Raw genomic sequence first — 11951 nt, forward strand, 5'->3', positions numbered from 1 at the left:
TATCATTTGCCGATTCGCTCCCCATCTCTTGGAAGTATTTTTTAGAGTAATTATTTTAGACTGCGAGCTTATAGGACTACTAATTTTATCAGTAAATACCGATCAATGAGCGGAAATTATTAATAAATCCGAAAACTCTACAGTGACACTTGTATAAATCTCGGTGACAATCTGAGCAAAAGAGGATAACAAAATGCCTGAAAGTAAATCCAAATTTCTCATTCCTGCTGTTGGTGCTGCTGTACTTGCCGCAGGAGGTATAGCAGCTTATACGTATTTTAAAGCCTCATCAGGAGCTAGTTCAGATGCTCTAGGCAGCGCTAAAGTAGTACCTTCAACAGCATTGATGGCAACTTATATTACTACTGACTCTCAAGCCTGGGCAAAGTTACAGCAGTTTGGCACTCCAGAAGCACAAAAATTAGTGGCAAAAGGTCTGGAAAATTTCAATAAGCAAATGTTTAGTGACAGCAATGTTTCTTATGAAAAAGACATAAAGCCTTGGGCTGGTAGTGTAATGATTGCTGTATTACCACCTAATCCTGTTAAACCGGCGCAGTTGAAAGTACCTAATGCGCCAATCAATGTACAGCAGGAATCAAATATCTTGATAATAGTGGGAATCAAGGACAAACTCAGCGCCTTGAATTTTGCTAACAAATTAAAGTCACAAAAAGGAGTTAAATTTCAGGAATCTGATTATAAAGGTCAAAAAATTATAGAAACTACAGAAAATAGCAAGCCAACATATAGCGTAGTTTTAAATAATAGTCACTTAGTATTAGCACCCGAAAAGCAAGCTGTAGAAAAAGCAATTGACACCTTTAAAGGAGAGTCTTCTTTCGCCAATAAAGAAGGTGCAAGCAGTATTCTCAACAAAGGAGTGGATGTTAAAAACAGCCTCGCCCAAATTTATGTACCAGACTATGCAGGCATGGTACAGCAATTAGCAGCCGGAAGCCCGCAGACAAAGCAGTTACCTCCACAAGCTCTGGCGCAACTCAAGCAGATAAAATCTGTGGTGGCGGGTATTGGTGTTGATGATGTGGGAGTGCGGGTAAAAGCGATCGCTAATTTAGATCCGCAACTCAATAAATTTCAGTATCAATCAAGTCCGGGAAATATAGTCGGGCAATTTCCCACTGGTACCTTTGCTCTAATTAGCGGAAATGGTATCAGCCGTGGCTGGGAAACACTAGTAGAAGAGTCAAAAAATTATCCAGAAATGAAACAAGGTCTTGAACAGGTGCGAGGACAATTGAAATTTGTCAATATTGACCTGGATAAAGATATTTTTGGCTGGATGAATGGGGAATTTGCCTTTGGTGCGATTCCATCTAATCAAGGGGTGTTAGCAAATGTTGGTTTTGGAGGTGCTTTAGTATTTGATACTAGCGATCGCAAAACTGCCGAAGCCACCTTGACAAAATTGGATACCCTTGCCAAAACACAACAAATCAACGTTGCCAACAGAAATATTGGCGGGAAAGACGTAACGGAATGGCAAATACCCAGACAGGGAGCTTTATTGGCACATGGTTGGCTCGATCAAGATACTGTATTTGTGGCTCTTGGTGGCCCAGTTGCTGAAGCGATTGGCGATCGCAAAAATCCATCTCTCGACAATAGCGATACCTTCAAAGCCGTTACAGGTTCTTTGCAAAAGCCCAACGGCGGCTATTTCTATATGGATATGGACAAAACTCAAACTGTGCCCTTGATCAAGAGTTTAATCTCATCTGATGCCAACGCTATCACCATCCTGAGTTCCATTCGTGGTCTTGGTTTTACCGCTAATAGCCCTGATAAATCTACCAGTCAATTGGAGATGTTGTTAGCTCTCAAGCCAAATACTGCCAAATAGGGCATTGGGAAGAGGCAGAGGGGCGGAGTGCAGAGGGAAAATTCTTCTTCCTTTTTTTCCCACTCCCCACTCCCACTTACACAATTCAATTTGCTTCTAGACTGGCGTCCAACAAGTATGTCATAAGTAGAAAAGGCTCTTAAATGCGAACTGATTTATGACTGCTGCTGTAAACACTAATCCTGGCTTCGCTTCCCGTTTGGTAAATGGCGTACTGGCAATCAAACCTTTAGCCGACTTAGCCAAACATCAAGCTAGACAAATGATGATTAAACGTGCCGAGAGAATTGGTGTGCCTTGGACGCAAGAAGTCGAAACACTACAGGCGCGTGATTGGAAAGCTGATCTAGCTCAAGTAGAAAATCCTCAGCTTTCCTACCCAGAATATTATTTCCGGTCATTCCATGCCTATGAAGGTGGAAACCTCAGTTGGAAAGCCGCTTGTGAGCTAGAAGTTGCTGCCCGTACTGTCCATGCCGGAATTTGGCAAGATGCTGGAGCAGAAGGAGATGCTAAACTGCGCCAAAGTTACCACGATATCCTCAAAGTGCAAATCCCCAATCAACCCCAAGACATCCTCGATGTGGCTTGTGGTGTGGGTTTGAGTACATTTACCATGCAAGAAATTTATCCCCATGCCAAAATTACAGGCTTAGACTTATCTCCCTACTTTTTAGCCGTTGCCAATTACCGCGCCCAACAACGTCAAGCTAAAATAAACTGGCTTCATGCCCAAGCGGAATCTACCGGGCTACCTGATGCTTCTTTTGATTTAGTTTCCATTTTTCTCATGTGCCACGAATTACCCCAATCGCCAACCCGACAGATTTTAGCTGAAATGCGGCGCTTGCTACGTCCGGGTGGCTACTTGGCAATCATGGATATGAATCCTAAATCTGAAGTTTACAAAAAAATGCCAGCCTACATTTTGACTTTGCTTAAAAGTACTGAACCGTATTTAGATGAATATTTCGGTTTGGACATTGAACAAGCTATTGTTGAGGCGGGTTTCCAAACTCCCACAATCACTAACAATACGCACCGTCACCGCACAGTACTTGCTCAGGTGAGTGGTTGATTTTTCTTTACTGCTTTGGGCAGCAATACCACCTTTGCTGCTGCTGGGCTACTACTACTGTCGAGTGCCATTTGCCCCACCTCTGTTAAAGTTGCTGATGTTCTTTATCATCGGGGCAATATCTGGTATCTTAGCCCTTAGCCTGGAATGGGTTTTTGAAACTGTAGCCAACAGAGTTGTAGAGTGGCATCAGATCAAGCTATGTCTGCCGACAAGTCGCTGCGCGTCTACGCTTCCTGGAATAGCGTTGCGGCAGCTTGTGGAAGTAGGCCCAATTGAAGAAGGCTGCAAGTTTGTAGCGGTTATTGTCCCAACTTTCTTTTTGCAACGCAAGTATCGATTATTTGCATCTACCGTTTTCCTCTTCACCATAGCCGTTGCCCTTGGATTCACTGCCGAAGAGAATTGGATTTACCTTTTCCACGATACAGCGTCAATTCTAGACCGTATAATCGGTATGCCAGTCCACGCCATGTTCTCTGCACCTTGGGGATATGCTTTAGGAATCTATATTTCCTCCAACACTCGGTTAAATCAAGACAAAAAGTTCATTTTTAGGGCTTGGCTAAATTCTGTAATTTGTCATGCCCTAGTTAATGTCTTATCCAGTGCTTGGCGTTACTCACTACCTTTAGGTTTCCTGAGTTATGGTTTATTCCCATTTCTCTTATGGATGTTTTGGCGACTAGAACAATTACTGCGAAAAGTACAAGGCAAACCCGCCATTACCGTAATCTCAGGCCATACGCCCCAACACCGTTACTGGCAGAGGAGTTTAGTGCTGTTTACCCTCGTACTGGGTGGAAATGCTATTTTTGGGCTGTTTCTTTTAGCTAGGATTCTTAGTCCCTTAAGTCCGTCAAAGCTTTTTGATCCTGAGATTTTGTGGTTTATAATTAGTCGCTTTTCACTAAATCTCTTTTTCGGAGTTTTAGCCTGGGGCATTTATCGCTATTTGCGACATTCCGCTCGTCGTCGGTATTTTTAAAATATGATTTAGAAAAATGCTAGGGGGTTTCTATGCAAACAACTCCAGTGCGTTGGACGACTGCTGATTTAGAACTATTTGCTGGCGATTCTCGTTCCGAGACACTTCGTGAACGCAAAAATCGTTATGAGATTATTGATGGAGAACTATTTGTGACCAAATCACCTAGTTGGGATCATCAATCAAGTTGTGGCAATATTGTTACAGTTATTAACAATTGGTCAGATGAAACTGGTTTAGGTAAAGCTGCGTAGATGCGGAGCAGCTTGTCGTCAGACATCGCACCTGGAATTATTTTCTCAGATTCTGACAATGTGATCCCTGATGTGGTATGGGCAAGTCATGAACGCTTAAAAAACTTGCTAGATGAAGCTGGACATCTCACAGGCGCACCGGAATTAGTAGTAGAGGTTTTATCACCCGGTGAAAAAAACGAGAAACGCGACAAAGAAACAAAGCTAAAGTTGTACTCAGTGCAAGGGGTTCAAGAATATTGGATTTGCGATTCTATACAGAAGAAAGTTGAGGTTTATCGCCGTGAAGAGGCTGTATTAAAGTTGGCAGCTACTTTATTTAGTCAAGATGAGTTAACAAGTCCTTTACTACCTGGTTTCAACTGCTTAGTTATTAAACTTTTTTAGCCTTAGATTCTCTCCGCTCATCTTTTTTACTCTGTGTCCTCTGTGACTCTGCGGTTAAATAAATTACTTTTAAACCGCAGAGACACAGACAGAAGAAAATAAATTTTATAAGTCACTTTGAAAGCACTAATTTTAATAATTACGAATTACGAATTACGAATTATTAAAAATGCCCTGTGCCTAAATTTTAAATTACCTAAACGCTTGCCAATACTGGCTGATTCCCGGTTGCGCTGACTGAATTTGATTCAGATTCAGTACAGTAGATTTCGCAGGAGTTATTGGGACTTTCAATCAGTTTCACTTTGAAAAGTTTAGCTCCCAATTCTTGAATAGGCGATCGCAGTAAATTACTAATGTAAAGTGCGATATTCTCAGCAGTGGGAACAACTTCAGCAAAATAGGGAATGTCTTTGTTTAAAAAGGTGTGATCGAATGGCTCAACCACATAATCTTCTATTACTTGGTTTAAAGCCCCTAAATCAACAATCATCCCAGTACGTGGATCAATTTCCCCTTTCACAGTAACTTCTAAATGATAGTTGTGTCCATGACCGTGGGGACGAGCGCACTTACCATAAATCTCAGTGTTTTCTTCGTTGCTGAGGTTAGGATGAGCTAGCCGATGGGCGGCGCTAAAGTGAGTACTGATGGTGAGGTAGGCTTCCATTGCGTTTCCCATATAATCTGCCCAAAGTTCAGGATGTTCAAATAACTGTACACGGACTAAAGGCAAGTGTGGTGCTAGTCGCTGCCAAATAATCCGTGCAATATTCTCAGTGGTAGGCAGAGTTTGTTGAAATTCTGCCCACGCATCATTGAGATAAGAGAAGTCTAATTGACTGGTAACTTCCCGTTTAATTACGTGTTTCACATCAGACAAGTTCAATACCATGCCATATTCATCCAATTCCCCAGCTAGGGAAATGAATAAGACATAATTATGTCCGTGTCCCGGAAATCTAGAGCAAGCACCAAATTTCTTAATATTCTCAGCTTCACTCAGTTCTGGCAGCCAATAACGATGACTTGCCGAAAACTGGGCGCGGCGGTTAACAATACATTGCATGAGTACACTATGAGCAGAATTTAAAATTTCTTAATCTTTCTCTGTTTCCAGCATAAACTAATTTCTTAAGTTATGTGTCGTGTGTCATTTGTCATTAGTCCCTTGCCATCCAGTTAAATTGACTCATGCGCCATACTAAATGACTATGTAACAGATGCTTGTGCCTCACAGTGTAATCCCGTAGCTATGCGGAATAGCTCTTGACCAGTATGTAAATAACGCTCATCGTAGCTCAAAGGAAAGTAACCTAATTCATCAAGTCCATCTCCTACTTGATCGAGGCTGTAGTAAAGGTGAGCGGCTGTTCTTGCTAAACTAGGGGGATTCGGTAGAGAGCGAAAAGTAATTTGTGCTTGCTTGAGGTCATCTCGACAGGCTTTTAAATATTCTTGAAATTCATCTAACAACTCATCATCAAAAGGATCAGCAGCTAATTGCTCCATTTGTTCTTCTAAGGAATAAAGAATGGTACAAAGCAAGCGATTTACTGGTTGGTAAACTTGGCGCAGCCATTCCTCAACTTGCTCGTCAACATCGCGTCCGGTTTTTCGTCTTGTCTGGTAATGATTTTGCGCTGATGCTGTACGCTGTTGGCGATCGCTATTTAATTTTTGAGGGTAATCTTGCAGTTGTTGGTCATAATCACGGCGATTTTGGTTGTCGCCTAAGACTTCATAAGCTGCATTGATGCGGATTATTTGCTCTTGATCAGCTGTTTCCTGATTGCTATCGGGATGAAACAACTTAACCAAGCGGCGATAGGCTTGCTTAATCTCCGCAAGGCTTGCACTTGGACTAACTTTGAGAGTTTCGTAATGGTTAGAAACGTGCTTAGAATTGACCATTAATTCAATTTATCGTTAGCTGATGCTAGCGGCTAACCTTGTTTCCAGGTCTTGGAACAACGGTGTACTCAAATATCTCTCACCAAAACTGGGCTGAATCATTACGATTAAACGTCCCTCATTTTCTTGAAGTTGGGCGACGCGAATTGCTGCACATAAAGCTGCTCCACTGGAAATACCAGATAGTAGCCCTTCTTCTTTTGCCAAACGCCGACTATAAGCGATCGCTTCTTCATCGGTGACAGTAATCACTTCATCAATCAATTTTATCTTGAGAACTTGGGGAATAAACCCAGCCCCAATTCCCTGAATTTTGTGTGGACCTGGCCGTCCCCCAGATAAAATTGGGCTATTGGATGGTTCAACTGCGATCGCCTTAAAACTAGGCTTGCGTGCTTTAATCACTTCTGCTACACCAGTGATCGTACCACCTGTGCCCACCCCTGCTACAATCATATCTACTTGTCCATCGGTATCTTCCCAGATTTCAAGAGCTGTAGTTTCCCGATGCACTTTTGCATTGGCTGGATTGCGGAACTGCTGCAACATATAAGTATTTGGCATCGTATTAACTATTTGTTGCGCCCGTCCAATTGCCCCACTCATCCCTTCCATCCCTGACGTTAGTTCCAGTTCTGCTCCATAGGCCCGCAACATCGCCCGTCGCTCTGCACTCATTGTCTCTGGCATTGTCAAAATTAAGCGATAACCTTTAGCGGCTGCTGCCATTGCTAGGGCAATTCCTGTGTTTCCAGAGGTAGGTTCTACCAATACTGTCTTCCCAGGAGTAATCAGCCCTTCTTCTTCGGCGGCGTTAATCATACTTACCCCAATCCGATCTTTGACTGATGCCGATGGGTTCATACTTTCCAATTTCACCAGAATTTTTGCAACACATCCTTCTGTTTGGGGAATGCGGTTCAACTGCACTAGGGGTGTACGACCAACCAGTTCTGTAATGTTACGAGCAATTCGCATAATTTAGCCCTTAGTTATTAGTTAAAAGTCATTTGTCATTAGTCAATAATAAAAACAAAAAGCCCCGCCTAATGGCGGGGAGCAATAAAGTTCAAAATTATCCGTGGATAGTCAACATTCTAGAAGGTGAAAGTTGTTCTGAGCGTACCGATAATCGCATCATCGTTATCGCTATTTTGACCAGGAGAGGTCAACCAGATTACACCAGGGGTAACAGAGATGTTATCTGACACCCGATATTTGTAGAAACCTTCAAAGTGATAGGGTATATCATTATTACCACCAAAACCTGGACGGTTAAAGGAATAAGGTTCTGCACCAGCAAAAACACCTAAAACGTTACCCTTTTTACCGAAATCAGGTAAGGCTACCCCAAGACCATAGCTCCAAGCTTCATAATCATCACTTGAACCAGAGCCGGTGACATCGTGGTAAGAAACAAAGCCACTAACTGACAACTTGTCGCTAGGTCTAAATGCAGCCGACACACCGTAGGAATTGCTAGAACCTGAGCCTAGTAGAGTGTTAGCTTGTTGAGTACCTACTGCAACAGAAGATCCAAAAGCGTTGTTTACGTTTGATGAAGTACCGGAGTCAAACAAGAAACCGCCTGCGCTGTATCCGTGGACATAGGTAGCAGCTAAAGCCAAGCGATCGCCAACACTAAAGTTCAACTGTCCAAGAGCTGCATAGTCGCCGTTGGTCAGACCTGAACTAATACCAGGATTATTAGCATCCGTTGCTAAGTAACCCGCAGTGATTGAGCTATTTCCTAGAATACCCTGACCTCTACCAAGAGGTAGATTGAGCGCTATACCTGCACCACCACCAATCCGATAGATCGGACTTTCAGAAGCAAAGGTGGATAAAGCGCCGTTACCGCCATCAGTTTGATCAAAGAAGTAAGGATTATTGACGGCTGCATAATGGCTGTGTCGTCCACCACTAGCTGCTAAGTAAACGTTGGCTGGGCCTATGGGAGCTTCATAGGTCAAACGATCTATATTGACACTGTTGTTACCACCCTGATTACCAACTTGAAACGTTTGTGTACCTTCAGCAGTAGCTAGAGCAGCACCACCGTTATCAAATTGTGTAAAGGCTGCTGCATTACCTGCTGCTAAACGTGTGTGTAAAATGTCTCTACCAGTGAAGCTGGTTTGCAAGTCTAAACGTACCCGATTTTGGAAGACGGTGTTGTTGTTGTCACCGGTGTCACCCCCAAACACATCACTAACTGCAAAAATGGCTTCACCAACTAGTTTGGTAGTAGTGGAGAACTGATTAGCTTCCAATTCAGCAGTCCGCGCTTCTAGGGAATCTACGCGACCGCGTAAAGTTGCCAATTCTGCGGAAAATTCTTCTTGTAACCGTTGTAAGGTAGCTAAATCTTGTTTGGTCACCAAGTCAGCTGTTGCTGTGGCAATCAATTCGTTAACCCGATCCAAACAGGCATTTAAACCAGCAGCAAATTCATAACGGGTTAAAGCACGATTACCGCGATAAGTAGCATTTGGGTAACCTGCAATACAACCATAGCGCTCAACCAAGGACTGCAATGCTTGGAATGCCCAGTCGGTGGGTTGTACATCGGAAAATTGAGAAACCGATGTTACTTGAGACTGAGAGTTATTTTGGTTGCCTTCGTTGCTGTAGCGATTAACTTGGTCTATGGTTGTTTGAGCCAATATTTCTGGCTGTTGGGCAACTTCAGTTACACCTGCTTGTGCGGCTGGTGATACTTCAGTTGTTTTGTTTGGGGCCGCAATTGCTGTTGCCGAAACTAACAATGTTGCTCCCAGAACTGCTGGGCTAACCACTAAGGATTTCCACAATATATTAGACATCTTCTCTTTACTCCTCACACCTTGTTTAGATAATTGGTTTCGTTGCACCTAATTCTCACAAATGCGACATCTCATTGAAACCTATGGATGAGGCATGGTTGCCACTACTACAATTTTAGTTTTTGCAAAGCTAATAAACGATTAACTTAGGGTTAAAAACTTATGTGATTAACTTATGCAAAAACATATCTTTATATCATAACATTATAAAACATCGGATCTAAATGACAAGATTACAGTGATCGCCTTAAGAACTGTCACACATAATTATCTAAATATCTAAGCAGAGAGTAGACTTTAGGGCATTCGCTTGTTACCCAGGCTAAACTGCTCCAAGCTTAGACACTTAGCAGATTATGGGTAAAAATCTCTTCTTGCACTTAGCCTTACTAAAATTCGCATACCAATTAAAAATTAAAACATACTGACTCAGCTATACAAATTTAGGCAAAGCCTTTATGCGGGATAGTTTATCTGCTATTGCGATCGCAAACACCAGCTTATGAATCAAGAGTTTTGAAACCACCGCACTCCAAACCAAAACCTGTACTTCTAATCTTAAAGCTTGCTAAACTCTGCGTCTCCCGTCGCTGTGACTTCCAGTTAATTACTTAAAGATGTCAGAATAAATTACTTAGTTAATTTGGGAAATCGCTTGCGCTAAATCAAAGTCAGCCTGCGTCAGCCCACCTGCATCATGTGTTGTAAGGGCAATCTTCACTTTGTTGTAGGAAATCTCTAAATCTGGATGATGTCCTGCCGATTCCGCAGGCTCCACCAGCTTATTGACAAACTCAATTGCTTGGATAAAATCCTTGAATGTGCGGGTAATCTCTAAGTTGGAGCCTTTAACAGTCCAACCAGGCAGAACCTTTGCACTTTCTTGAATTTCCGCCTCAGCGAGTAGTTGTGCCATATCAAAATATTCCTAATTGTATTATTTGGGCCACATTGTATATATTTCATTAGATAAAATCCCTTTTATTCTCCATAGAGAAAGGATGCGAGGATCAACTAAAGCATAATGCGTGTGTGTATATTTAAATCAGACTTAATGAATAGACCCTACTTCTCACATCTAGTCAGAAGCCAAGGTTTGATGCAAGATATTTTTATTTTTAATCAAAGGTTAAAAAAGTTACCCACAAAAAACTATCCGCTCTGAGTTAGATCAGATAATCTATCTCAGAGCGGTCTAGCGGGTCTTCAGGTTGCAACCAGACTGCCGGAAGGAACTCCGAGCTTGCCTAGCTAATTGAGCTAACTTAGTATCTCAAAGATAACTAAGGCTAACTTTTAGAGAACAGCCCCGGCACACAGCCGGCTAACTGCAACCTGATGACCCATGCATTTACTACTTTCTATCATGGGCATCACCTCCTTGTTGCCTAAGCGGTCTTAGTCTCAAAAGGGCAGAGCATTTGCTCCGGGCTTATAACCTTCATCTAAGATAACACATAAATTTAGAGATATTAACGATATAAAAAAAATCCCCCACCAAAAGGCGGGAGATGACTGGAGAATGCGGAATATTGACACTTTATTGGCTTATGCAAAAAAGATTATTTAATCTGGTTGGTGTCAATTTTTGGCAACCACAACTCTGATTTAAGTAATGAGTCGGCTTTTAATATTAGAGAGCGTTACCACGAGGTAGAACTTCCTCAGGGAATACAAATTGTTCGTGGGGTTGATCTTGAGGAGCCATCCAAGCGCGGATACCCTCGTTGAGCAAAATGTTTTTGGTATAGAAGGTTTCAAACTCAGGGTCTTCTGCCGCCCGCAATTCTTGGGAGACGAAATCATAAGCCCGCAGGTTGAGTGCCAAACCGACGATGCCGACGGCGCTCATCCACAAGCCTGTGACTGGCACGAACAACATGAAGAAGTGCAACCAGCGTTTGTTAGAGAAAGCAATACCGAAAATCTGTGACCAGAAACGGTTTGCCGTCACCATTGAGTAGGTTTCTTCAGACTGGGTTGGATTGAAGGCGCGGAAGGTGTTAGCACCATCACCGTCTTCAAACAAGGTATTTTCTACTGTAGCTCCGTGAATGGCGCACAGTAGCGCACCACCCAATACACCCGCAACACCCATCATGTGGAAGGGGTTGAGTGTCCAGTTATGGAACCCTTGCAAGAAGAGTAGGAACCGGAAAATTGCAGCCACACCAAAGCTGGGTGCAAAGAACCACGACGATTGTCCCAAGGGGTACATCAGGAATACACTGACGAATACTGCAATGGGAGCGGAGAAGGCCAGGGCGTTGTAAGGACGGATACCTACTAGACGGGCAATTTCAAATTGGCGCAACATGAAGCCAATCAAACCAAAGGCTCCGTGCAGGGCTACGAATGGCCACAAGCCACCCAATTGAAACCAACGGGTGAGGTTGCCTTGGGCTTCTGGTCCCCACAACAGCAATAGGGAATGTCCCATGCTGTCGGCGGGGGTGGATACTGCCACTGTTAGGAAGTTAGCGCCTTCTAAGTAGGAGGAGGCTAACCCGTGGGTGTACCAAGAGGTGACGAAGGTGGTACCGGTCAGCCAACCGCCTAGTGCTAGGAAGGCGCAGGGGAACAATAGTATCCCTGACCAACCTACGAATACGAAGCGATCGCGCTTGAGCCAGTCGTCTAA

At 43.1% G+C, this 11951-nt stretch carries 9 protein-coding genes and 1 pseudogene; 4 read left to right on the top strand and 6 right to left on the bottom strand.

The genetic code is table 11. The features are described 5' to 3' along the window. Positions 1–193: 193 nt before the first annotated feature. The 4 genes and pseudogenes from VE944_RS23815 to VE944_RS23830 all read left to right on the top strand — a co-directional run bounded on the left by VE944_RS23815 (position 194) and on the right by VE944_RS23830 (position 4571). Entirely contained in the window at positions 194–1864 is a 1671-nt protein-coding gene (locus tag VE944_RS23815; RefSeq protein ID WP_324982861.1) for a DUF3352 domain-containing protein, read from the top strand. A 157-nt stretch (positions 1865–2021) separates the two neighbouring features. Continuing rightward, entirely contained in the window at positions 2022–2942 is a 921-nt protein-coding gene (locus VE944_RS23820) for a class I SAM-dependent methyltransferase (RefSeq protein WP_324982864.1), read from the top strand. Next, positions 2935–3930: a PrsW family intramembrane metalloprotease gene (locus VE944_RS23825; protein WP_324982867.1), complete on the top strand. Its 996-nt coding sequence runs from the start codon at positions 2935–2937 to the stop codon at positions 3928–3930. Before VE944_RS23820 ends, VE944_RS23825 begins: the two co-directional genes overlap by 8 nt. A gap of 32 nt (positions 3931–3962) precedes the next feature. Continuing rightward, a pseudogene (locus tag VE944_RS23830) lies at positions 3963–4571 on the top strand (Uma2 family endonuclease). Between the two features lie 196 nt (positions 4572–4767). Here VE944_RS23830 and VE944_RS23835 read toward each other — a convergent pair. From VE944_RS23835 to psbD, 6 genes are all read right to left on the bottom strand, one after another. Beyond that, positions 4768–5640, bottom strand: coding sequence for a 6-carboxytetrahydropterin synthase (locus VE944_RS23835; protein ID WP_324982869.1), 873 nt, complete (start codon positions 5638–5640; stop codon positions 4768–4770). A 143-nt stretch (positions 5641–5783) separates the two neighbouring features. Beyond that, positions 5784–6485, bottom strand: a complete 702-nt coding sequence (locus tag VE944_RS23840) for a J domain-containing protein (protein WP_324982872.1) — start codon at positions 6483–6485, stop codon at positions 5784–5786. Positions 6486–6500: 15 nt separating this feature from the next. Beyond that, positions 6501–7463, bottom strand: a complete 963-nt coding sequence (gene cysK, locus VE944_RS23845; RefSeq protein WP_324982874.1) for a cysteine synthase A — start codon at positions 7461–7463, stop codon at positions 6501–6503. A gap of 119 nt (positions 7464–7582) precedes the next feature. After that, positions 7583–9310 (bottom strand): iron uptake porin, encoded by a 1728-nt coding sequence (locus tag VE944_RS23850; RefSeq protein WP_324982877.1) that lies wholly within the window; start codon positions 9308–9310, stop codon positions 7583–7585. A 634-nt stretch (positions 9311–9944) separates the two neighbouring features. Further along, the gene (locus tag VE944_RS23855) at positions 9945–10226 is read right to left on the bottom strand and encodes a 4a-hydroxytetrahydrobiopterin dehydratase (protein ID WP_324982880.1); all 282 of its coding nucleotides are present in this window, start codon (positions 10224–10226) and stop codon (positions 9945–9947) included. 717 nt (positions 10227–10943) lie between these two features. Beyond that, the coding region (gene psbD / locus VE944_RS23860; RefSeq protein ID WP_324982883.1) for a photosystem II D2 protein (photosystem q(a) protein) at positions 10944–11951 on the bottom strand (1008 nt) is incomplete at its 5' end.

Origin of the sequence: Nostoc sp. (assembly GCF_035638895.1) — a bacterium.
GTDB lineage: Bacteria > Cyanobacteriota > Cyanobacteriia > Cyanobacteriales > Nostocaceae > Nostoc.

Excerpts from the sequence above, each read along its gene's own strand:
- VE944_RS23815 (WP_324982861.1), top strand. The coding sequence starts at position 194 with ATGCCTGAAAGTAAATCCAAATTTCTCATTCCTGCTGTTGGTGCTGCT.
- VE944_RS23840 (WP_324982872.1), bottom strand. The coding sequence starts at position 6,485 with ATGGTCAATTCTAAGCACGTTTCTAACCATTACGAAACTCTCAAAGTT.
- VE944_RS23835 (WP_324982869.1), bottom strand. The coding sequence starts at position 5,640 with ATGCAATGTATTGTTAACCGCCGCGCCCAGTTTTCGGCAAGTCATCGT.
- VE944_RS23820 (WP_324982864.1), top strand. The coding sequence starts at position 2,022 with ATGACTGCTGCTGTAAACACTAATCCTGGCTTCGCTTCCCGTTTGGTA.
- VE944_RS23850 (WP_324982877.1), bottom strand. The coding sequence starts at position 9,310 with ATGTCTAATATATTGTGGAAATCCTTAGTGGTTAGCCCAGCAGTTCTG.
- cysK (WP_324982874.1), bottom strand. The coding sequence starts at position 7,463 with ATGCGAATTGCTCGTAACATTACAGAACTGGTTGGTCGTACACCCCTA.
- VE944_RS23855 (WP_324982880.1), bottom strand. The coding sequence starts at position 10,226 with ATGGCACAACTACTCGCTGAGGCGGAAATTCAAGAAAGTGCAAAGGTT.